The organism is Pseudomonas anuradhapurensis, assembly GCF_014269225.2.
Classification (GTDB): domain Bacteria; phylum Pseudomonadota; class Gammaproteobacteria; order Pseudomonadales; family Pseudomonadaceae; genus Aquipseudomonas; species Aquipseudomonas anuradhapurensis.
The window spans coordinates 239,044-260,017 of sequence record NZ_CP077097.1; the positions used below are offsets into that span (position 1 = coordinate 239,044).

At 63.8% G+C, this 20,974-nt stretch carries 20 protein-coding genes and 1 pseudogene; 11 read left to right on the top strand and 10 right to left on the bottom strand.

The window, feature by feature from the left end; genetic code table 11:
* Positions 1-60: 60 nt before the first annotated feature.
* The 4 genes from tauD to tauA are packed head-to-tail and all read right to left on the bottom strand — an operon-like array spanning position 61 to position 3,566.
* Positions 61-894: a taurine dioxygenase gene (gene tauD, locus HU763_RS01050; RefSeq protein WP_186687658.1), complete on the bottom strand. Its 834-nt coding sequence runs from the start codon at positions 892-894 to the stop codon at positions 61-63.
* Between the two features lie 48 nt (positions 895-942).
* Positions 943-1,782 carry a taurine ABC transporter permease TauC gene (gene tauC, locus HU763_RS01055; protein WP_186687640.1) on the bottom strand — a complete coding sequence of 280 codons (840 nt, stop codon included), beginning with the start codon at positions 1,780-1,782 and terminating at the stop codon, positions 943-945.
* A complete protein-coding gene (tauB, locus tag HU763_RS01060) occupies positions 1,779-2,567 on the bottom strand; it encodes a taurine ABC transporter ATP-binding subunit (protein WP_186687637.1) in 789 nt (262 codons plus the stop codon). Before tauB ends, tauC begins: the two co-directional genes overlap by 4 nt.
* 27 nt (positions 2,568-2,594) lie before the next feature.
* Positions 2,595-3,566: a taurine ABC transporter substrate-binding protein gene (tauA, locus tag HU763_RS01065; protein WP_186687630.1), complete on the bottom strand. Its 972-nt coding sequence runs from the start codon at positions 3,564-3,566 to the stop codon at positions 2,595-2,597.
* A 645-nt stretch (positions 3,567-4,211) separates the two neighbouring features.
* On the opposite strand from tauA, the gene HU763_RS01070 reads away from it, so the two are divergent.
* The 8 genes and pseudogenes from HU763_RS01070 (at position 4,212) to HU763_RS01105 (ending at position 11,350) form a co-directional block, all read left to right on the top strand.
* Complete coding sequence (locus HU763_RS01070) at positions 4,212-5,552, top strand: OprD family porin (protein WP_170027806.1); 1,341 nt, start codon at positions 4,212-4,214, stop codon at positions 5,550-5,552.
* Positions 5,553-5,718: 166 nt separating this feature from the next.
* Positions 5,719-6,357 carry a peroxiredoxin gene (locus HU763_RS01075; RefSeq protein ID WP_186687627.1) on the top strand — a complete coding sequence of 213 codons (639 nt, stop codon included), beginning with the start codon at positions 5,719-5,721 and terminating at the stop codon, positions 6,355-6,357.
* Positions 6,358-6,634: 277 nt separating this feature from the next.
* Positions 6,635-7,228 carry an NADPH-dependent FMN reductase gene (ssuE, locus tag HU763_RS01080; RefSeq protein ID WP_170027808.1) on the top strand — a complete coding sequence of 198 codons (594 nt, stop codon included), beginning with the start codon at positions 6,635-6,637 and terminating at the stop codon, positions 7,226-7,228.
* Between the two features lie 84 nt (positions 7,229-7,312).
* A complete protein-coding gene (locus HU763_RS01085) occupies positions 7,313-8,278 on the top strand; it encodes a sulfonate ABC transporter substrate-binding protein (RefSeq protein WP_186687625.1) in 966 nt (321 codons plus the stop codon).
* A gap of 57 nt (positions 8,279-8,335) precedes the next feature.
* Positions 8,336-9,484 carry an FMNH2-dependent alkanesulfonate monooxygenase gene (gene ssuD / locus HU763_RS01090; RefSeq protein WP_170027810.1) on the top strand — a complete coding sequence of 383 codons (1,149 nt, stop codon included), beginning with the start codon at positions 8,336-8,338 and terminating at the stop codon, positions 9,482-9,484.
* Between the two features lie 10 nt (positions 9,485-9,494).
* Positions 9,495-10,292, top strand: a complete 798-nt coding sequence (ssuC, locus tag HU763_RS01095; RefSeq protein WP_186687622.1) for an aliphatic sulfonate ABC transporter permease SsuC — start codon at positions 9,495-9,497, stop codon at positions 10,290-10,292.
* A pseudogene (ssuB, locus tag HU763_RS01100) lies at positions 10,264-11,101 on the top strand (aliphatic sulfonates ABC transporter ATP-binding protein). Before ssuC ends, ssuB begins: the two are co-directional and overlap by 29 nt.
* 33 nt (positions 11,102-11,134) lie before the next feature.
* Positions 11,135-11,350, top strand: coding sequence for a TOBE domain-containing protein (locus tag HU763_RS01105; protein WP_003255829.1), 216 nt, complete (start codon positions 11,135-11,137; stop codon positions 11,348-11,350).
* A gap of 192 nt (positions 11,351-11,542) precedes the next feature.
* On the opposite strand, the gene HU763_RS01110 is transcribed toward HU763_RS01105, so the two are convergent.
* The 4 genes from HU763_RS01110 to HU763_RS01125 form a co-directional block, all read right to left on the bottom strand.
* Positions 11,543-12,169, bottom strand: a complete 627-nt coding sequence (locus HU763_RS01110) for a TetR/AcrR family transcriptional regulator (protein ID WP_186687619.1) — start codon at positions 12,167-12,169, stop codon at positions 11,543-11,545.
* Entirely contained in the window at positions 12,169-13,746 is a 1,578-nt protein-coding gene (gshA, locus tag HU763_RS01115; protein WP_186687616.1) for a glutamate--cysteine ligase, read from the bottom strand. The genes HU763_RS01110 and gshA overlap by 1 nt, the downstream gene beginning before the upstream one ends.
* A gap of 188 nt (positions 13,747-13,934) precedes the next feature.
* Positions 13,935-14,318, bottom strand: coding sequence for a PaaI family thioesterase (locus HU763_RS01120; RefSeq protein ID WP_170027816.1), 384 nt, complete (start codon positions 14,316-14,318; stop codon positions 13,935-13,937).
* Positions 14,318-16,642, bottom strand: coding sequence for a Tex family protein (locus tag HU763_RS01125; RefSeq protein ID WP_186687613.1), 2,325 nt, complete (start codon positions 16,640-16,642; stop codon positions 14,318-14,320). Before HU763_RS01125 ends, HU763_RS01120 begins: the two co-directional genes overlap by 1 nt.
* Before the next feature lie 217 nt (positions 16,643-16,859).
* Here HU763_RS01125 and ompR point away from each other — a divergent pair, with 217 nt between their 5' ends.
* Positions 16,860-17,600, top strand: coding sequence for an osmolarity response regulator transcription factor OmpR (ompR, locus tag HU763_RS01130; RefSeq protein WP_170027818.1), 741 nt, complete (start codon positions 16,860-16,862; stop codon positions 17,598-17,600).
* A 13-nt stretch (positions 17,601-17,613) separates the two neighbouring features.
* The gene (locus tag HU763_RS01135; RefSeq protein WP_170027819.1) at positions 17,614-18,927 is read left to right on the top strand and encodes an ATP-binding protein; all 1,314 of its coding nucleotides are present in this window, start codon (positions 17,614-17,616) and stop codon (positions 18,925-18,927) included.
* 115 nt (positions 18,928-19,042) lie between these two features.
* Here the strand turns inward: HU763_RS01135 and rimK are convergent, their stop codons facing one another.
* Both rimK and rimB read right to left on the bottom strand, forming a co-directional pair.
* Positions 19,043-19,948, bottom strand: a complete 906-nt coding sequence (gene rimK / locus HU763_RS01140; RefSeq protein WP_013970455.1) for a 30S ribosomal protein S6--L-glutamate ligase — start codon at positions 19,946-19,948, stop codon at positions 19,043-19,045.
* Positions 19,945-20,427, bottom strand: a complete 483-nt coding sequence (gene rimB, locus HU763_RS01145; protein WP_420831029.1) for a retropepsin-like aspartic endopeptidase RimB — start codon at positions 20,425-20,427, stop codon at positions 19,945-19,947. The genes rimK and rimB overlap by 4 nt, the downstream gene beginning before the upstream one ends.
* 109 nt (positions 20,428-20,536) lie before the next feature.
* On the opposite strand from rimB, the gene HU763_RS01150 reads away from it, so the two are divergent.
* Positions 20,537-20,938, top strand: a complete 402-nt coding sequence (locus HU763_RS01150) for an RNA-binding S4 domain-containing protein (RefSeq protein ID WP_186687611.1) — start codon at positions 20,537-20,539, stop codon at positions 20,936-20,938.
* Positions 20,939-20,974: the final 36 nt, after the last annotated feature.

Consider the following 20,974-nt stretch of genomic DNA (forward strand, 5'->3'; position numbering starts at 1 on the left):
TTCCCCTGTAGGAGCGGCCTTGTGTCGCGAAAGGAGGCCGAAGGCCTCCCCAGGGCCCTGTCAGAGGGGCGCATCCCCCAGAATGGTCGCCCGATGCATGACCCGCCGGTTCGGCCGGTAATCATCCACGGCAAAATGCTGGGTCACGCGGTTGTCCCAGAACGCCACATCATGCTCCTGCCAGCGCCAGCGGATACTGAACTCCGGCCGCGTGGCATGGGCGAACAGCAGCTTCAGCAGCGCTTCGCTTTCCAGCTCGCTCAGTTCATTGATACGTGTGGTGAAGCCTTCATTGACGAACAACGCCTTGCGCCCGCTCACCGGATGCGTACGCACCACCGGGTGCGACAAAGGCGGGTTGTTGCGCCGCGTGGCTTCCCAGCGCGCCAGGTCCTCTGGCGTGGTACCAAAGCGCTCCAGTGGGAACGACTTGGTGAAGTCATGGGTGGCACTGAGCCCGTCGAGCAGCTCGCGCAGGGGCGCCGACAACGCTTCGAAGGCCGCGATCCCGCTGGCCCACAGGGTATCGCCACCGTAGGCCGGCAGCTGCTTGGCGCTGAGTACCGCACCCAGTGCCGGGGTCGGCAGGAAGGTCACATCGGTGTGCCACACGGCATTGTCGCGCACATCGGTGACCGCCGTATCGAGGATCAGCACCTGCGGGGTTTCCGGCACGTTGGGGTAGATCGGGTGGATATGCAGGTCGCCGAAGCGGGCAGCAAAGCGTGCCTGCTGTTGTGGGGTTATCGGTTGGTCGCGGAAGAACAGCACCTGGTGCTGCAGCAACGCCTGTTCGATGGCGTCGCGCTGCGCGGTGCTGATGTCGCGGCTGAGGTCCACGCCGCTGATCTGGGCGCCGAGCGCCGGGCTGAGTGGGGTGATGGTCAGGCTCATGTCGGTCTCTTCAGTCAGGCGCCAGGCTGCGGGCGTGGTCAACAGGGTTCAGTGGCTTTGCCCGTGCCACGGCACCAGTTTGCGTTGCAGGGCGCGCAGGCCCATCTCCAGGGCGAAGGCGATCAGGGCGATCAGCAGGATGCCCAGCACCACCACATCGGTTACCAGGAACTGCGCCGCCGACTGCACCATGAAGCCCAGGCCGCTGGTAGCCGCGATCAGCTCTGCGGCCACCAGGGTCGACCAGCCAACCCCCAGGCCGATACGCAGGCCGGTGAGGATGTCCGGCAAGGCGCTGGGCAGGATCACATGGCGGATCAGCTGGGCCCTGGTAGCGCCCAATGATTGCGCCGCGCGCAGCTTGGCCGGGTCGACCGTGCGCACGCCGGTGGCTGTGGCAATGGCGATAGGCGCGAAGATCGCCAGGTAGATCAGCAGCACCTTCGACAGCTCGCCGATGCCGCACCAGATGACGATCAGTGGCAGGTAGGCCAGCGGTGGGATCGGCCGGTAGAACTCGATCAACGGGTCGAGAATGCCACGCGCTACGCGGTTGTAGCCGATGGCGATGCCCACCGGAATGGCAGTAAGGGTGGCGGCCAGCAGGGCTACGCCGATGCGTCTCAGGCTGGCACCCAGGTGCTGCCACAGGCTGGCGTCCATGTAGCCCTGGGTCAGCAAGGTCCAGGCCCTGGCCCCGATATCGGCCGGCGAGGGCAGGAACAGCGGCTCGATCCAGCCGGCTGCGGTCACCAGCCACCAGGCCAGCAGCAGGCCGGCCAGGGTCAGCGTGCTGATCCAGCGGGTGGCCAGGGGGGCGCGCAGCCTCGCGACTGGCCGGGGTTGGGTGTTGTGTTTGCCGGTAACCGGCAGGTCCAGGCTGCTCATACGCGCTCCTGCAGGCTTTGCCGTTGCGAGAACACCCGCGCCAGCACATGCTCGCGGGTTTCGATGAAGGCCGGGTCGGACTTGATCGCCCGGGCCGGTTCGCCGGCCGCATGGCGCTGGCCGAAATCCAGTTGCAGGCGTTCCACCACGCGACCTGGGTTGGGTGCCAGCAGCACCAGCTCGCTGGCCAGAAACACCGCTTCTTCGATGTCATGGGTAATCAGGAACACCGGCTTGGCGGTGCGTTGCCACACCTGCAGCAACAGCTCCTGCATCTGCTCGCGGGTAAAGGCATCGAGCGCGCCGAACGGTTCGTCCATCAGCAGTACCCGAGGGTCGGCTGCCAGCGCCCGAGCCAGGCCCACGCGCTGCTTCTGGCCGCCAGACAATTGCCAGATACGTCGCTCGGCAAAACCGTCGAGGTCGACCAGGGCCAGCATTTCGCGGGCCTTGGCTTCGCGCTCGGCGTGGGGCATGCCGGCCAGTTCCAGGCCGAAGGCGACATTGGCCAGCACGTTCTGCCAGGGCAGCAGGGCATCGTCCTGGAACACCACGCCACGCTCGGCTCCGGGGCCCTGGACGGGCATGCCGTCCAGCGTGATGCGCCCGCCGCTGGGGGCGACGAAGCCGGCGATCAGGTTGAGCAGCGAGGTCTTGCCGCTGCCGGAAGGCCCCAGGGCCACCAGCAATTGGCGCGGCCCCAGGCTCAGGTTGATGTCGGCCAGCACCGGGGTAGCGGCGCCGGGGTACTGTGCGCTGATGCGCTCCAGCTCGAGCAAGGCCATGGCAGGCTCCGGTCGGTTTCTACAGGCTTAGTTGGGCAGGTATTGGGCACTGACGTATGGCGCGTAGTCCGGCAGTACCGCGTCGACCTTGCCTTGCTGCTTGAGGAATGTGGCCGTGTCGGTCAGCGCCTGGGTGGTCGGCGTGCCCAGCGCACTGGCCTGGTCGGCTGCCAGCGGGTAGACGTTGCCCTGCAGCAGTACCGGGATATCGGTAGGCTTGGCACCGGACAGCTTGGCCAGCTTGGCGACGTTGTCGGGGTTGGCCAGCCAGGCTTTCGGGTCCTTGCGGTAGTCGGCGTAGGCGTCGAGGGTCACCTTGGCGAAGGCCTTGACCACGTCCGGGTGCTTGGCGGCGAAGTCCTTGCGCACGATCCACGCGTCGAAGGTCGGCGCGCCTTTTGCGGCCAGCTCGCCCGAGGTAATCAGCACCTTGCCGTTCTCCTTGGCCACGCCCAGGGCCGGGTCCCATACATAGGTCGCGTCGATGTCGCCACGCTTCCAGGCAGCAATGATTGCTGGCGGTGCGAGGTTGAGGATCTGCACTTTGGACGGGTCGATGTTCCAGCTTTTCAGCGCTGCCAGCAGGCTGTAGTGGCCGGTGGAGACGAACGGCACGGCAACTTTCTTGCCGACCAGGTCTTGCGGTGTGTTGATGCCATCGCGCGCGACCAGTGCCTCACCGGCGCCAATCTGCGTGGCGATGAGGAAGGTTTCGACCGGCAGCTTGCGGGTGGCGGCGGCGGCCAGCGGGCTGGAGCCCAGGTAGCCGATTTGTACATCGCCGCTGGCCACGGCCGTGATCACGTCGGCGCCATTATCGAACTTGCGCCAGTCGATGCTGGCCTTGCTGGCCTTTTCGTAGGTGCCGTCGACCTGTGCGACTTTGGCGGGGTCGACGGTGGTCTGGTAGGCCACGGTCAGGTCGGCAGCCTGTGCCAGCCAGCTGGCGCTGGCGAGGGTCAGGGCGGCGAACAGGCGCAGCGGAGCGTGCGGGATCATGGTGAACCTCTCGTCAGCAATCGGTGTGATGGATGGCGAAAAGGCTAAATGATCTAAGAAAACTAAAATAAATAACTTTTTTGCATTAGCTTAGGAGCCGATCGTCTGAATTCGCCGTCTGTCTTTACCCGATTCGTGTAGGAGCGGCCTTGTGTCGCGATGGGCCGCAAGGCGGCCCCCGGCAATTTTTCGGTGCTAGCTGAAATTCTGGGGCTGCTTCGCACCCCATCGCGACGCAAGGCCGCTCCTACACAGGGTGCGTCAGCAAGGGTGATTTCACGCAATGGCGAAATGCGAGAGGGCTGCTAGGCTTTTCCGTCCTGATAGAACGATGTGGAATTAGGTTATGAGCAAACGTTTGCAAATAACCATAGGTTATGAGTGACCCGGTTGTTACTACGAATGGCTGTAACAGTTCCTAACATATTCCAGAAAAATCTTACCAATTCATAAAACGGTCATTTTGGATTTATAGGATTGTCATTATCCTGTAGCGCAGGGGGCGTCTTAGACCAAAGTCGCGAAACGTTTAGAAACGATTGACTTAATGGTCACGCTTTGGGACTAAATCGCCAATCCAGGTGAGCGGGGCAACAGATCCTGCCGCCAGAGATACACAAGAATTAGAACGTAGAGGAGCAAAATATGTACAAGTCCAGCCTGGCCCTGGCCGTGGCATTGGGGGTTCTCGCCCAGCAAGCAGGCGCTGCCGGTTTCGTTGAAGACAGCAAACTGTCGCTCAGCTCGCGCACCATGTACTTCAACAACGACAACCGTGAAGCCCACGCTACCGGCACTGCTGAGCGTCCGGACCAGCGTGAGTCGGGCCAAGGCTTCAAGCTCGACTACATCTCGGGCTTTACCCAAGGCACCGTAGGCTTCGGTGTTGATGCCCAGGCGCTGTGGGGTATTCACCTGGATGGCGGCGAGGGTTACCACAAGTCCGGCTTCTTCCCGGATGACGGCAAAGGTTCCGCTGCCCAGTGGGCCCGTTTCGGTGCCAATGCCAAGGCGCGCTTCTCCAAGACTGAAGCGCATTTCGGTAGCGCGCTCGCACCGAACCTGCCGATCCTGGTTTCCAACGATGGTCGTCTGCTGCCACAAACCTTCGAGGGTGGCACCATCCAGTCGAAGGAAATCGACAACCTGACCATCAACGCCGGTCAGCTGACCCACGCCATGGGCCGTGCTTCGAGCAACCGTACCGGTCTGTCTGTTGCCGGTTCCAATGCCGAGAGCAACAAGTTCCGCTACGGTGGCCTGGACTACAAGCTCACTCCAGACCTGACCCTGCAGTACTACTACTCGAACCTGGAAGACTTCTACAAGCAGCACTTCCTGGGCGCCACCCACGTGTTCAAGATCGCTGACGACCAGTCGTTCAAGACCGACCTGCGCTACTTCGACAGCAGCAGCGACGGCAAGAATGGCAACGACAGCGCTTACAACTTCAACAACAACGGTGGCTACGCCAAGAACACCGGCGAGATCGACAACAAGACCTGGTCGGCCATGTTCACCTATACCCTGGGTGGCCACGCGCTGATGGTCGGCCACCAGCAGGTGGGTGACGACGGTGGCTTCGTATGGTTGAACCAGGGCAGCCTGACCAACGACAGCGGTACCTCCGAAGGCGCTGCAGGTTCCAGCTTCTACCTGTTCACCGACAGCATGATCAACCAGTTCGCCCGTGCTGGCGAAAACACTACCTTCGGTCAGTACTCCTATGACTTCGCGGCCCTGGGTGTGCCAGGCCTGAAGGCATCGCTTGCTTACCTGCGTGGTGACGATATCCGCAACAAGTCGGGCAACGGCACCTACAACGAATGGGAACGCGATGCGCGCATCGACTACACCCTTCAGGAAGGCACCTTCAAAGGCCTGGGCTTCAGCCTGCGCCAAGGCGTCTACCGTGGGTCCGGCGAGAGCAGCGCCGACCAGGATCAGGCTCGCTTCATCGTGAACTACACTTACAGCTTCCTGTAAGCCGTAGTCACAAAGAAAGCCTCGCCTAGTGCGAGGCTTTTTTTATGCCTGTCGTCGATAATTCCTTGGGGTTATAAATAAATCGTTATTTATTCTTTTTATTTCTCTCCGAGTACAGGCACATTCACTCCATGCACTACAGAACACAGCACAGGAGCCGCAGCCCATGAGCCTCAAACTCGGTGATATCGCCCCCGATTTCGAACAGGATTCCAGCGCAGGCAAGATCCGTTTCCACGAATGGCTGGGCAATAGCTGGGGCGTGTTGTTCTCCCACCCGGCCGACTTCACCCCGGTGTGCACCACCGAGCTGGGCCTCACCGCCAAGCTCAAGGACGAATTCGCCAAGCGCGGGGTCAAGGCCATCGCCCTGTCGGTCGACCCGGTCGACTCGCACCAGCGCTGGATCGAGGACATCAACGAGACCCAGAACACCGTGGTCAACTTCCCGATCATCGCCGACGCCGACCGCAAGGTGTCCTACCTGTACGACCTGATCCATCCGAATGCCAGCGACACTCTCACCGTGCGCTCGCTGTTCGTTATCGACCCGAACAAGAAGGTGCGCCTGACCATCACCTATCCGGCCAGTACCGGGCGCAACTTCAACGAAATCCTGCGGGTGATCGACTCGCTGCAGCTGACTGACAACCACAAGGTGGCCACGCCTGGTAACTGGCAGGACGGTGACGAGGTGGTGATCGTGCCTTCGCTGAAGGACGAAGAGGAGATCAGGCAGCGCTTCCCCAAAGGTTACCGGGCAGTCAAACCCTACTTGCGTCTGACCCCGCAGCCTAATCGCTAAAGAATTCCTCGTTGCATTGCTCTTAGCCATAGCAGGGATATTCGGGCCGTTTCGACGGCCCTTTTTTATGCGTTTTGAGAATGTGAAGGCTGCCAGGTGCATGCCTTGGGTTCTGGGGCGGCGCTCGATCTGACAGGCGCTGAACATGTCACGCCGAACACCCGGTAGCCCTCACCCGGCTATCTAAAAAATGGAATAAACAAATGAAAAAATATGATTTCTAGGTATATGGCTGCGCTGGTAATGTCATTCCCAACCCAGACAAGGAAACGCTGCAATGTTGGTTGTCTCAATCGGTGGTAGCCCCAGTACCCGTTCACGCTCCGGCGTGCTGCTGCAGCGTTCGCGCCAGTGGCTGCAGGACCGTGGTGTCGAAGTGGTGACGTTCCAGGTACGCGACTTCCCCGCCGAAGACCTGCTGCATGCCCGTTTCGACAGCCCGCAGGTGCAGCATTTCCAGCAACTGGTAGCCCAGGCCGATGGCCTGATCGTTGCCACCCCGGTGTACAAGGCTTCTTTTGCCGGCGCCCTGAAAACCTTGCTTGACCTGCTGCCCGAGCGGGCCTTGGCCAACAAGATCGTGTTGCCGATCGCCACCGGCGGCAGTATCGCCCACATGCTGGCGGTGGATTACGCACTGAAACCCGTGCTGTCGGCACTCAAGGCGCAGGAGACCCTGCAAGGGATCTTCGCCGACGACAGCCAAATTGCCTACGCAGACGGCAGCAAGCCCGCGCAGCTGGTACCGGCGCTGGAACAACGCCTGCAGGATTCGCTGGAGACCTTCCACGTCGCCCTGGCCCGCCGGCCGCGCCCCGTGGCCCCCGGCGTGCTGGAAGAACGCCTGATCAGCGCTCGCTGGAGCATCTGACCGGCCTTATTTGCTTCACCACCTTACTCGCCCGACAACGAGGCAAGCAGGTACAACCCGAACCCCATCGCACAGGAGAGCGCCATGCGCACAGTCTTCTTGCGTCGCGGTCTGGTCGCCCTGTTTGCGGCGGCTGTGTCCTTCGGCGCCATTACCCAAGCCCAGGCCGAGAGCCTGCGTATCGGCTATCAGAAATACGGCACCCTGGTGCTGCTCAAGGCCAAAGGCACGCTGGAGAAGCGCCTGGCCGAGCAGGGCGTGCAGGTGCAGTGGACCGAATTCCCCGGCGGCCCGCAGCTGCTTGAAGGGTTGAATGTCGGCTCCATCGATTTCGGTGTCACCGGCGAAACGCCGCCAGTGTTCGCCCAGGCCGCCGGTGCCGACCTGCTGTACGTCGCCTATGAGCCGCCAGCGCCGCACAGCGAGGCGATCCTGTTGCCGAAGGGTTCGCCGGTACAGTCGGTCAAGGACCTCAAGGGCAAGAAAGTCGCCCTCAACAAGGGCTCCAACGTGCACTACCTGCTGGTCCGCGCGCTGCAAGATGCTGGCCTCAAGTACAGCGACATCCAGCCCGTCTACCTGCCACCGGCCGACGCCCGCGCCGCCTTCGAGCGCGGCAGCGTCGATGCCTGGGTGATCTGGGACCCCTACCAGGCGGCTGCCGAGCAACAGCTGCAGGCGCGTACCCTGCGCGACGGCAAAGGGCTGGTCGACAACCACCAGTTCTACCTCGCTACCCGCAACTATGCGACCCAGCACCCGGCGGTGATCAACACCCTGATCGAAGAAGTCCGTGCGGTGGGCCAGTGGTCCCAGGCCAACCCGCAGCAGGTGACCGAGCAAGTCGCACCGCTGCTCGGCCTGCCCGCCGACATCACCCTGACCTCGGTCAAGCGCCAGGGCTATGGCGCCGCAGCGCTCACCCCGGAAGTGGTGGCCGCGCAACAGAAGATTGCCGACACGTTCCAGGCACTGAAGCTGATTCCCAAGCCGCTGAGCATCAAGGACGTGATCTGGACACCCCCGGCCAAGGTCGCCAGTGCGCCTTGATTGACTTGCCGCGCCGGGGCCTTGCCCTGGCCGAGCCCCCTTGAGGAGACAACTCCAATGAGCCTGAACATTTTCTGGTTTCTGCCCACGCACGGTGACGGTAAGTACCTGGGCACCTCGGATGGCGCCCGCGCTGTCGATCACGGCTACCTGCAGCAGATCGCCCAGGCGGCCGACCGCCTCGGTTTTGGTGGGGTGCTGATCCCTACCGGGCGTTCCTGCGAGGACTCCTGGCTGGTCGCAGCGTCGCTGATCCCGGTGACCCAGCGGCTGAAATTCCTGGTTGCCCTGCGCCCCGGCATCATTTCGCCCACCGTGGCGGCACGCCAGGCGGCAACCCTCGACCGGCTGTCCAATGGCCGCGCGCTGTTCAACCTGGTGACCGGCGGTGATCCGGACGAACTGGCCGGCGACGGCCTGCACCTGAACCACCAGGAACGCTATGAAGCGTCTGTGGAGTTCACCCGTATCTGGCGCAAAGTGCTGGAAGGCGAGGTGGTCGACTATGACGGCAAGCATATCCAGGTGAAGGGCGCCAAGCTGTTGTACCCGCCGATCCAGCAACCACGCCCGCCCCTGTATTTCGGCGGCTCCTCCGAAGCCGCCCAGGACCTGGCTGCCGAGCAGGTAGAGCTGTACCTCACCTGGGGCGAGCCGCCGAGCGCGGTTGCGGAAAAAATCGCCCAGGTACGTGAGAAAGCCGCTGCCCAGGGCCGCGAGGTGCGCTTTGGCATCCGCCTGCACGTGATCGTGCGGGAAACCAACGAAGAAGCCTGGGCTGCCGCCGACAAGCTGATTTCGCACCTGGATGACGACACCATCGCCCGTGCCCAGGCCTCGCTGGCGCGCTTCGACTCGGTCGGCCAGCAGCGCATGGCGGCGCTGCACAACGGCAGCCGCGACAAGCTGGAAGTCAGCCCCAACCTGTGGGCTGGCGTCGGCCTGGTGCGTGGTGGTGCCGGTACCGCGCTGGTCGGGGATGGCCCGACCGTTGCGGCGCGGGTCAAGGAATACGCCGCGCTGGGCATCGACACCTTCATCTTCTCCGGTTACCCGCACCTGGAAGAGTCGTACCGGGTGGCTGAGCTGCTGTTCCCGCACCTGGACGTGCAGCGCCCGGAGCAAGCCAAGGCCGGCGGCTACGTCAGCCCGTTCGGCGAGATGGTGGCCAACGACATCCTGCCCAAGTCCGTTGCGCAAAGTTGAGGGCCTGGCCATGAGTCGTGCAACTTCCAATAGCCTTGGCCAGCGCCTGGCACCGTGGGCGCTGCCGGTCCTGCTGCTGGCCGCCTGGCAGCTGGCGGTCAGCGCCGGCTGGCTGTCGACCCGCATCCTGCCGGCGCCCAGCGCGGTGGTCAGCGCCGGCGTCGAGCTGGTGCGCAGTGGCGATATCTGGTCGCACCTGGCGATCAGTGGCTGGCGCGCCGGGCTGGGCTTCGTCATTGGTGGCAGCATCGGCCTGGTGCTGGGCTTCATTACCGGCTTGTCGAACTGGGGCGAACGCCTGCTCGACAGCTCGGTGCAGATGATCCGCAACGTGCCGCACCTGGCGCTGATTCCGCTGGTGATCCTGTGGTTCGGTATCGACGAGTCGGCGAAGGTTTTCCTGGTCGCGCTGGGCACGCTGTTCCCGATCTACCTGAACACCTATCACGGCATCCGCAATGTCGACCCGGCGCTGGTGGAGATGGCGCGCAGCTACGGCCTGTCCGGCTTCAGCCTGTTCCGCCAGGTGATCCTGCCGGGGGCCTTGCCATCGATCCTGGTCGGCGTGCGTTTTGCCCTGGGCTTCATGTGGCTGACCCTGATCGTTGCCGAAACCATCTCGGCCAACGCCGGCATCGGCTACCTGGCAATGAACGCCCGCGAATTCCTGCAGACCGACGTGGTGGTACTGGCCATCGTCCTGTACGCCGTGCTCGGCAAGCTTGCCGACCTTGCTGCGCGGGGCCTGGAGCGCGTGTGGCTGCGCTGGCACCCGGCCTATCAAGTGGCGAAGAAGGAGGGCGCATGACTGTGCTCAAGGAACAGCCGCCACGCCTGTTGCGTGGTATCCCGCTGGCTGCCAGCGGCCTGCGCAAGACCTTCGGCCAGCGTGAAGTGCTCAAGGGCATCGAGCTGCATATCCCGGCTGGCCAGTTCGTCGCCATCGTCGGCCGCAGTGGCTGCGGCAAGAGCACCTTGCTGCGCCTGCTGGCCGGCCTCGACCAGCCTACGGCAGGCCAGCTGCTGGCTGGCGCCGCAGCGCTGGAAGAGGCCCGCGAAGAAACCCGCCTGATGTTCCAGGATGCGCGCCTGCTGCCGTGGAAGAAGGTGATCGACAACGTCGGCCTGGGCCTGTCCGGCGACTGGCGCCCGCGTGCGCTGCAAGCCCTGGAGGCCGTTGGCCTGGCCGACCGTGGCAACGAATGGCCGGCAGCGCTCTCCGGTGGCCAGAAGCAGCGCGTGGCCCTGGCTCGGGCGCTGATCCACCAGCCGCGCCTGCTGCTGCTGGACGAGCCGCTCGGTGCACTGGATGCACTGACCCGTATCGAGATGCAGCAGCTGATCGAACGCCTGTGGCGCCAGCACGGCTTCACCGTGCTGCTGGTCACCCACGACGTCAGCGAGGCGGTTGCCGTGGCTGACCGGGTGATCCTGATCGAGGACGGTGAGGTCGGGCTCGATCTCACTGTCGACCTGGCACGGCCCCGGGCGCGTGGTTCGCACCGCCTGGCCGCGCTGGAGAGCGAAGTGCTCAACCGTGTTCTGTCGGCCCCGGGCGCTGCGCCCGAGCCGGATCCTGTCGCCCCTCTGCCCACGCAATTGCGTTGGGCGCACTAATACCCCGGAAGTCCCTAGAGAAGGAATGAAATCATGACCATCAAAGCCATCAACGTCCGCAATCAGTTCAAAGGCACCGTCAAGGAGATCCTCGAAGGCCCGGTCCTGTCGGAAATCGACGTGCAGACTGCCTCGGGCATCGTCACCTCGGTCATCACTACCCGCTCCGTGCGTGAGCTGGAGCTGCAGGTGGGCAGTGAAGTGATTGCCTTCGTGAAATCGACTGAGGTGTCTATCGCCAAGCTGTGATGGGGTTCAGGGGGCTGCTTGGCAGCCCTGCCCCCTCTAACAGGCAGCTGTAGGAGCGGATTTATCCGCGAAGCAGGCGACGCGGTGGCTGGCACCGGCTGTGCCGGTGATCGCGGCTGAAGCCGCTCCTACAGGTGCAGCGTCAATTTGAAGTCAACGCGGCTGGCTCGCCGGCGATGAGGCCCCTGAAACTTAGCGCTTGGCCAGAAACGGCGGCAGGTACAAGCCCAGATACGCCTCGCACACGCGCTTGCCTTCCTCGGCCATGCGCGGGGTGATTGCATCATGCAGTTGCACCGAGCGCGCATACACCCGGTCGCTCAGCTCCATGGCCAGGGCGAACACATCCACATCCAGCGGCATCACCGGCAGATGGAAGTGCTGGTCGAACAACTTGTGCATCAAGTCGCCCAGCTCCATGTCGTGCTGCCGATCGGCCTGCACCACTTCGCTCAACCCATGCTGAGCCAGAATCAGCTGCCGCGCTGCCGCATCCTCGTTGTAGATATCCAGCATGCGCTGTTCGATCAACCGTGACAGCTCATGCCAGGTGGTGAAGGCGTGGCTGTCGATCGGTGCGCTCAGGGCTTCGCGAAAGGCACGGTGCACATCGGCGGTCAACGCTTCCAGCAAGGCCGGCACGCTGGCGAAAAAGTGGTACACCGACGATGGCGGTATCTGCGCGCGCTCGGCCACGCTGTAGATCGACAGCGCGGCCACCCCCTGTTCGGCCAGCAGCTCGCGTGCCGCCGCCAGGATCGCCGCGATCCTGGCCTGGCTGCTGGCGCGCGGCTTGCGCGGGGTGGCGCTGCGGTTCATCAGTTGCTGATCGCCAGGATACTGGCCTGGTAGGCGCCGACGAACAGGTCGAAATCGCCCACCTCCTGCTGCTCCAGGCGCGACTGCTCGGCGAGCGATTCGCGGGCGAGGGTCTCGAAGGCCTGCTGGCGCTCGACCGGTAGCGGCTGCTCACGGAAGGTTTCGGCGTGGATCTGGCTTTGGCGCAGGGCGAACTTGACGAAGCTTTCGTCATGCTCGGTCATGCGCGCCAACACCTGGGCCGATGGCGTCAGTGAGGCGTCGTCAACCTTGGCCTGCTGCGCATCCAGGGCTTTGGCGTGTTCGTCACCGCCATGTGCCTGGTCGAGCAGGTCGGCCAATTGGCGGATGCGCCCGAGCAGCTCGCCAGCCCAGTCCTTGAGGCCGATCGGCTGGCCATTGCGGCGCAGTTCCAAGCCAGGGCGACGGCCTTCCTTGACCACGGTCAGGAAGTTGTTGGTGCATTGGCCGCATTCGCCATTATCCAGTTGCGGGCTGTCTTCCAGCGCGCAGAACAGCAGGAACGCATCGAGGAAGCGCGCCTCGGTCAGGTCGATGCCCACCGGCAGGAACGGGTTGATGTCCAGGCAGCGCACTTCCACATACTGCACGCCACGCGAGGTCAGGGCCTGGATTGGCCGCTCGCCGGTGTAGGTGACGCGCTTGGGGCGGATGTTCGAGTAGTACTCGTTTTCAATCTGCAGGATGTTGGTGTTCAGCTGCACCCACTCGCCGTCCACGTGTGTACCGATCTCGACGTAGGGCGGGTAGGGCGTGCCGACCGCCTTGCGCAGGCTGTCGGTGTAGCTGGCCAGGTTGTTGTAGCACGGCGTGAGGCCGGCCTGGGCGTTGCTCTGGTAGCCCAGGTCGCTCATGCGCAGGCTGGTGGCATAGGGCAGGTACAGGGTTTCGGCGTCGAGCTCTTCGAGCTGATGCGGACGGCCACGCAGGAAGCCTTTGTCCAGGGCCGGCGAGGCGCCGAACAGGTACATCAACAGCCAGCTGTAACGGCGGAAATTGCGAATCAGCGCGATGTAGGCCGACGACTGGTAGTCGCGGTCGCTCTCGCTGCTGCCTTCGGCGCTGCGCAGCAGTGGCCACAGTGCCTCCGGCAAGGAGAAATTGTAATGGATACCGGCGATGCACTGCATGGTGCGGCCGTAGCGCAGGGCCAGGCCCTTGCGGTAGACGTGCTTGAGCTTGCCGATGTTGGAGCTGCCGTATTCGGCGATCGGGATGTCTTCCTCGGCCGGCAGCGTGCACGGCATCGATGGGCTCCACAGGTATTCGTCGCCCAGCTTGCTGTAGACGAAACGGTGGGTCTCCTCGAGGCTTTCGAGCACCTTGGCCGGGTCGGGCAGGGCCGGGGTGATGAACTCCAGCAGCGACTCGGAATAATCGGTGGTGATCTGCTCGTTGGTCAGCGCCGACCCCAGGGCTTGCGGATGCGGCGTCTGGGCCAGGCGACCTTCGTCGGTCACACGCAGGCATTCGCGCTCAATACCGTGCAGGCACTGCTTGAGCAGGGGGAGATTGGCGCCGAGCAGGCTCAGGCGGCGGTTGAGGAGGTCGCTCAAGATGTATTCCTTCACGCGTCAGTCGCCCCAATATGGGGGTAGAAAAGACGGTCTACAAGGGTAGTGGGAAAAGGAACTGGCGTTGTCGCCTGGTTTATGCGGTTCCGGCATTGCACAGCGCCGACTTCGGAGGCCGCTTCGCAGCCCCCAGTTTGTTGCCGAAAATACCGCACATAGCGGTTGGTGAGCTAGAGAACCGCGAAGGTTCCTTGCGCTTTCGCCACCAGTTTGTCGCCTTGGACTACGTCGGCGTCGACTACCAGGGTGCGCCGCCCGGCGTGCAGCACGCGAGCCGTGCACAGCACTTCGCCGTCACTGACGGCGCGCATGTAGTTGATCTTGCACTCGATGGTCACGCTTTGCTGGTCAAAGCCATGGCTGGCCGAGCAAGCCAGGCCCATGGCGATATCCACCAGGCTGAAGATCGCCCCGCCGTGCAGTTTCTGGCCACGGTTGCGCAAGTGCGGCCCGAGGGCCAGGGCTACCTCGGCAACACCTGTCTCCAGGTGCTGCAGGCGGCAGCCGAGTAGCTGGCTGAAGGCGCTTTCGACGTATTCGCCGGGTACGTCCATCACTTCTTCTTCAACTGCTTGGCGTTGGCGAACAGTGCAGCCATGGCATTGTTGGCCGGCGCGGCGGTGGCAGTTTCACGCTGGCGCGGTACCTGCTGCTGGCGGTTGCCGCCGGTGCCACGGTTGCCGCCGCGGTTGCCTTCGACCTTTTCGCCCGGGGTGTCGCTCATGCGCATGGACAGGCCGACGCGCTTGCGCGGGATGTCCACTTCCATGACCTTGACCTTGACCACGTCGCCGGCCTTGACCGCCTCACGCGGGTCCTTGACGAACTTCTCCGATAGCGCCGAGATGTGCACCAGGCCGTCCTGGTGCACACCGATGTCGACGAAGGCGCCGAAGTTGGTGACGTTGGTCACCACGCCCTCGAGGATCATGCCCGGCTCCAGGTCCTTGAGGTCTTCGACGCCGTCCTGGAAGTTGGCGGTCTTGAACTCGGGGCGCGGGTCACGGCCAGGCTTGTCCAGTTCCTGCAGGATGTCGGTGACGGTCGGCAGGCCGAAGGTTTCATCGGTGAACTGCTTCGGGTCCAGGCGCTTGAGGAAGCTGCTGTCACCGATCAGCGAACGGATGTCGCGGCCGGTGTCGGCGGCTATGCGCTGCACCAGTGGGTAGGCTTCAGGGTGCACTGCCGAGGCGTCCAGCGGGTTGTCGCCGTTCATCACGCGGAGGAAGCCGGCGGCCTGTTCGAAGGTTTTCTCACCCAGGCGGCTGACTTTTTTCAGCGCCGCGCGGGTCGCGAACGGGCCGTTGGCATCGCGGTGGGCGACGATGTTCTGCGCCAGGGTGGCGTTGAGACCGGAAATACGGGTCAGCAGCGCCACCGAGGCGGTGTTGACGTCGACCCCCACGGCGTTCACGCAGTCCTCGACCACGGCGTCCAGGCCACGTGCCAGCTTCACCTGGGACACATCGTGCTGGTACTGCCCGACGCCGATGGATTTCGGGTCGATCTTCACCAGCTCGGCCAGCGGGTCCTGCAGGCGGCGGGCGATGGAAACAGCGCCACGGATCGACACGTCCAGGTCCGGGAATTCGCGGGCAGCCAGCTCCGAGGCGGAGTACACCGAAGCGCCGGCTTCGGAAACCATGACCTTGGTAATCTTCAGCGCTGGATACTTCTTGACCAGCTCGGCCACCAGCTTGTCGCTTTCGCGGCTGGCGGTACCGTTGCCGATGGCGATCAGCTCCACCGAGTGCTTGGCGCACAGCGCGGCCATGATGGAAATGGTACGGTCCCAGTCGTTCTTCGGCGCGTGCGGGTAGACCGTGGTGTGGTCCAGCAGCTTGCCGGTGGCATCGACCACGGCGATCTTGCAGCCGGTGCGCAGGCCCGGGTCGAAGCCCAGGGTCGCGCGCGGGCCGGCCGGGGCGGCCAGCAGCAGGTCGTGCAGGTTGTGGGCGAAGACATTGATCGCCTCGCCTTCGGCGTTGTCGCGCAGTTCGCCGAACAGGTCGGTTTCCAGGTGGGTATACAGCTTGACCTTCCAGGTCCAGCGCACCACCTCGCCGAGCCACTTGTCGGCCGGGCGGTTACGGTTCTCGATACCGACGTGGTTACCGATCATCAGCTCGCAGGGGTGCAGGGTACCGGGCAGTTCTTCACCAACCTTGAGCGAGGCGCTCAGCACGCCCTCGTTGCGCCCGCGGAAAATCGCCAGGGCACGGTGCGACGGCGCGTTGCGCAGCAGTTCGTCATGGGCGAAGTAATCGCGGAACTTGGCGCCTTCCTCTTCCTTGCCGGGCACCACGCGGGCGCTGAGCACGGCTTCCTGCTTGAGGAAGCTGCGCAGCTTATCGAGCAGGGCGGCGTCTTCGGCGAAGCGTTCCATGAGGATGTACTTGGCGCCTTCCAGCGCCGCCTTGACGTCGGCCACGCCTTTGTCGGCGTTGACGAAACGTGCGGCTTCGCTTTCCGGGGCCAGGTCAGGGTTGTCGAACAGGCCATCGGCCAGCTCGCCGAGGCCGGCTTCGAGGGCGATCTGGCCCTTGGTGCGGCGCTTCTGCTTGTACGGCAGGTAGAGGTCTTCGAGGCGGGTCTTGGTATCGGCCAGCTTGATCTCGCGGGCCAGTTCCGGGGTCAGCTTGCCCTGCTCCTCGATGCTGGCCAGGATGCTGGCGCGGCGCTCGTCGAGTTCGCGCAGGTAGCGCAGGCGTTCTTCCAGATGGCGCAGCTGGGTATCGTCCAGGCTACCGGTCACTTCCTTGCGGTAACGGGCGATGAAGGGCACGGTCGAGCCTTCGTCCAACAGGCCCACGGCCGCCTCGACCTGCTGGGGGCGTACGCCCAGTTCCTCGGCGATACGGCTGTTGATGCTGTCCATGTAAACCACCTGACATTGATGAATACGGAGGGCGCCTGTGGGCCTTTCGCCCGGCGGCGCTGGATGAAAGCCGCGCATTATACCCATCGCAACCGCCTTGCGGTGATGGCGCCCGGCCAGCCGGAACTGGCGCCCGGGGAAAAATCTGCTAACAATGCTCACGCAACGTGCAGCAATGGCTACGCCATAATGCGCGGCGATACCAGAGGAGTAATTCATGACCGGCACGCCAAACACCGCTGAAGGTGAAAAGATTCTCATCGTCGATGACGACCCGGGGCTGAGCAGCCTGCTGGAGCGTTTCTTCGCCAGCAAGGGCTACCGTGCCCGCGCGGTGCCCAACACCGAGCAGATGGACCGCCTGCTGCAGCGCGAGGTGTTCAACCTGGTGGTGCTCGACCTGATGTTGCCCGGTGAAGACGGCCTGTCGGCATGCAAGCGCCTGCGCCAGCAGAACAACCAGATCCCGATCATCATGCTTACCGCCAAGGGCGACGAGCTCAGCCGCATCAAGGGCCTGGAACTGGGCGCCGACGACTACCTCGGCAAGCCGTTCAACCCGGACGAGCTGATGGCCCGGGTCAAGGCCGTGCTGCGCCGCCAGGCCCCGAGCGTGCCGGGTGCGCCGGGCAGTGAAGACGAGTCGGTCACCTTCGGCGACTACGAGCTGTCGCTGGCTACCCGCGAACTCAAGCGTGGCGACGAAGTGCACATGCTTACCACCGGTGAGTTCGCCGTGCTCAAGGCACTGGTCATGCATGCACGCGAGCCGCTGACCCGCGACAAGCTGATGAACCTGGCCCGTGGCCGCGAATGGGATGCGCTGGAGCGCTCCATCGACGTGCAGATCTCGCGCCTGCGCCGCATGATCGAGCCGGACCCGTCCAAGCCGCGCTATATCCAGACTGTCTGGGGCGTGGGCTACGTGTTCGTACCGGACGGAAACGCCGGCAAATGATGCCTCGCCGTCGATGAAGACACCGCTGTGGTTTCCGCAAAGCTTCTTCGCCCGCACGCTGTGGCTGGTGTTGATCGTCGTCCTGTTCTCCAAGGCCTTGACCCTGGTCTACCTGTTGATGAACGAGGACGTGCTGGTCGACCGCCAGTACAGCCACGGCGTCGCGCTGACCTTGCGCGCCTACTGGGCTGCCGACGAAGAAAACCGCGACAAGATCGCCGAAGCGGCAGGCCTTATCCGGGTTACCGGCTCGGGTGTACCCGAGGGCGAACAGCACTGGCCCTACAGTGAAATCTATCAACGGCAGATGCAGGCCGAGCTGGGCGATGATACCGAGGTGCGCCTGCGTATTCACGCCCCACCGGCGTTGTGGGTCAACGCGCCCAGCCTGGGCCCCGGTTGGCTGAAAGTGCCGCTGTATCCGCACCCGCTGCGGGGGCAGAAGATCTGGAACGTGCTGGGCTGGTTCCTCGCCATTGGCCTGCTTTCCACCGCCTCGGCGTGGATCTTCGTGCGCCAGTTGAACCAGCCGCTCAAACGCCTGGTATTCGCTGCTCGCCTGCTCGGCCAGGGGCGCAGCGTGCGCCTGCCGATCAGCGATACGCCCAGTGAGATGACCGAGGTGTACAAGGCCTTCAACCAGATGGCCGAGGATGTCGAGCAGGCCGGGCGCGAGCGCGAGCTGATGCTCGCCGGGGTGTCCCACGACCTGCGCACCCCGCTGACGCGCTTGCGCCTGTCGCTGTCATTGTTGAACAGCGACAGCGAGCTGAGTGAAGACATGGTCCGTGATATCGAGGACATGGATGCGATCCTCGATCAGTTCCTGGCCTTCATTCGCGATGGCCGTGACGAACCGCTCGAAGAAGTCGACCTGGCCGACCTGGTGCGCGAAGTGGTGGCGCCTTACAACCAGCCGGAAGAACGCGTGCGCCTGTGCCTGGAGCCGATTCCGCCGTTCCCGCTGCGCCGGGTTTCGCTCAAGCGCATGCTCGGCAACCTGATCGGCAACGCCTTGCACCATGCCGGCAAGGGGGTTGAGGTGGCCGCCTACGTGTCGGGCGACGAGAGTGCGCCGTACGTGGTGCTGAGTGTGCTGGACCGTGGCACAGGGATCGACGAGTCGGAGCTGGAAACCATCTTCAACCCGTTCATTCGCGGCGACCGGGCGCGCGGTGGCAAGGGCACCGGGCTGGGGCTGGCGATCGTCAAGCGGATCGCGGCGCAGCATGGCGGCAATGTGGAGCTGCGCAACCGCTCCGGGGGCGGGATCGAGGCGCGGGTAAGGCTGCCTTTGGGGCTGTTGCTGCCACGTAATGCCGTTTGATTACCGGGGCCGCTTGGCGGCCCTTTCGCGACGCAAGGCCGCTCCTACAAAGAGTGCGCGACCTGCTGTAGGAGCGGCCTTGTGTCGCGATGGGCTGCAAGGCAGCCCCAGGCTCTCAACCCTTGCCCTTGGTCCGGGTCTGATTAGGCCCGCCATTCTTCTCCAGATGCTCGATGATCATCGCCGCCACGTTCTTGCCGGTGGTCACCTCGATGCCCTCCAGCCCCGGTGACGAGTTCACCTCCATCACCAGCGGCCCATGGTTGGAACGAAGGATATCCACACCCGCCACGCTCAAGCCCATCACCTTGGCCGCGCGGATGGCGGTCATGCGTTCTTCCGGCGTGATCTTGATCAGGCTGGCCACGCCGCCACGGTGCAGGTTGGAACGGAATTCGCCGGGTTTGGCCTGGCGTTTCATCGAGGCGATGACCTTGTCGCCGACCACGAAGCAGCGGATGTCCGCGCCGCCAGCTTCCTTGATGTACTCCTGCACCATGATGTTCTGCTTCAGGCCCATGAACGCCTCGATCACCGACTCGGCCGCCTTGGTGGTTTCGCACAGCACCACGCCGATGCCCTGGGTGCCTTCCAGCACCTTGATCACCAGCGGGGCGCCGTTGACCATCTGGATCAGGTCGGGGATATCGTCCGGCGAGTGGGCGAAGCCGGTAATCGGCAGGCCGATGCCACGCCGCGACAACAATTGCAGTGAGCGCAGCTTGTCCCGCGAGCGGGCAATCGCCACCGACTCGTTGAGCGGATATACACCCATCATCTCGAACTGGCGCAGCACTGCGCAGCCATAGAAGGTCACCGAGGCGCCGATGCGCGGGATCACCGCATCGAAACCTTCCAGCGGTTTGCCGCGGTAGTGGATCTGCGGCTTGTGGCTGGCAATGTTCATGTAGGCCCGCAGGGTATCGATCACCACCATTTCGTGGCCCCGCTGGGTTCCGGCTTCGACCAGGCGGCGGGTGGAATACAGACGCGGATTGCGCGACAGCACAGCGATCTTCATGCAGCACCTGTGACAGGGGAAAGGGTGGCCGGGAAGGCCGGTTTGTCTTGTACGTATTTCAGCCCGGGGTTGACCACCAACTGGCCGTGGATCAGCGCCTTGGAACCCAGCAACAGGCGGTAGCGCATGTTCTTGCGGCAGGCCAGGGTGAACTCCACCTCCCACACACCATCGCCCAATGCCAGTGACGTGCGGATGACATAGCGGGTCTGGGCCTGGCCATTGGAGCTCTTGATGGTCTTCATGGTCACCAGCGGTGCCTCGCAGCGACGGTGGCGCAGTTGCACCACCGAACCCAGGTGGGCAGTGAAGCGGACCCAGGGCTGGCCGTCGCGTTCGAACGGTTCGATTTCGGTGGCATGCAGGCTGGAGGTGCTGGCGCCGGTGTCGATCTTGGCGCGCAACCCGGCCACGCCAAGGTCGGGCAGGGCTACCCACTCGCGCAGGCCGATCACTGTCAAATGGTCAAATGTCTTCACGAAACGCACCCTGCTGATGAGGTGTTGAACTGTAAGCACGGCGGGGATTTTTTGCATCCGCTCGTTACGGTAGTACAGTTCGATGAAACACAGCGTTCGAGGTAACGGGATGGCACAAAAAGCCGAAGAAGACGACAAGGTCCGCCTGGACAAATGGCTGTGGGCGGCTCGCTTCTACAAGACCCGCGCACTGGCCAAGGCGGCGATCGAGAGCGGTAAGGTGCATTGCCGGGGCGAGCGCTGCAAGCCGGGCAAGGAGCCGCGGGTAGGCGACGAGTTCGTGCTGCGCACCGGGTTCGATGAACGCACGGTGGTGGTAAAAGCACTGTCGGTGGTGCGGCGTGGGGCGCCGGAGGCGCAGACGTTGTACGAGGAAACCGAAGAGAGCGTGCGCCGCCGTGAGCAGGCGGCAGAAATGCGCAAGGCGGGCGCCCTGGGGGTGACGACCGATGGCCGGCCGACCAAGAAGCAGCGGCGGCAGATTCACCAGTTGCATGGCAGTTTCGATTGAAAGGGGCCGCGTTGCGGCCCATCGCGGGCTTGCCGG

Coding starts and splice junctions, on each gene's coding strand:
- HU763_RS01070 (WP_170027806.1), top strand. CDS start 4,212: ATGTACAAGTCCAGCCTGGCCCTGGCCGTGGCATTGGGGGTTCTCGCC.
- HU763_RS01110 (WP_186687619.1), bottom strand. CDS start 12,169: ATGAACCGCAGCGCCACCCCGCGCAAGCCGCGCGCCAGCAGCCAGGCC.
- HU763_RS01075 (WP_186687627.1), top strand. CDS start 5,719: ATGAGCCTCAAACTCGGTGATATCGCCCCCGATTTCGAACAGGATTCC.
- HU763_RS01125 (WP_186687613.1), bottom strand. CDS start 16,642: ATGGACAGCATCAACAGCCGTATCGCCGAGGAACTGGGCGTACGCCCC.
- tauB (WP_186687637.1), bottom strand. CDS start 2,567: ATGGCCTTGCTCGAGCTGGAGCGCATCAGCGCACAGTACCCCGGCGCC.
- ssuC (WP_186687622.1), top strand. CDS start 9,495: ATGAGTCGTGCAACTTCCAATAGCCTTGGCCAGCGCCTGGCACCGTGG.
- HU763_RS01085 (WP_186687625.1), top strand. CDS start 7,313: ATGCGCACAGTCTTCTTGCGTCGCGGTCTGGTCGCCCTGTTTGCGGCG.
- HU763_RS01135 (WP_170027819.1), top strand. CDS start 17,614: ATGAAGACACCGCTGTGGTTTCCGCAAAGCTTCTTCGCCCGCACGCTG.
- HU763_RS01120 (WP_170027816.1), bottom strand. CDS start 14,318: ATGGACGTACCCGGCGAATACGTCGAAAGCGCCTTCAGCCAGCTACTC.
- ompR (WP_170027818.1), top strand. CDS start 16,860: ATGACCGGCACGCCAAACACCGCTGAAGGTGAAAAGATTCTCATCGTC.
- tauD (WP_186687658.1), bottom strand. CDS start 894: ATGAGCCTGACCATCACCCCACTCAGCCCGGCGCTCGGCGCCCAGATC.
- ssuE (WP_170027808.1), top strand. CDS start 6,635: ATGTTGGTTGTCTCAATCGGTGGTAGCCCCAGTACCCGTTCACGCTCC.
- tauA (WP_186687630.1), bottom strand. CDS start 3,566: ATGATCCCGCACGCTCCGCTGCGCCTGTTCGCCGCCCTGACCCTCGCC.
- ssuD (WP_170027810.1), top strand. CDS start 8,336: ATGAGCCTGAACATTTTCTGGTTTCTGCCCACGCACGGTGACGGTAAG.
- HU763_RS01150 (WP_186687611.1), top strand. CDS start 20,537: ATGGCACAAAAAGCCGAAGAAGACGACAAGGTCCGCCTGGACAAATGG.
- tauC (WP_186687640.1), bottom strand. CDS start 1,782: ATGAGCAGCCTGGACCTGCCGGTTACCGGCAAACACAACACCCAACCC.
- HU763_RS01105 (WP_003255829.1), top strand. CDS start 11,135: ATGACCATCAAAGCCATCAACGTCCGCAATCAGTTCAAAGGCACCGTC.
- rimK (WP_013970455.1), bottom strand. CDS start 19,948: ATGAAGATCGCTGTGCTGTCGCGCAATCCGCGTCTGTATTCCACCCGC.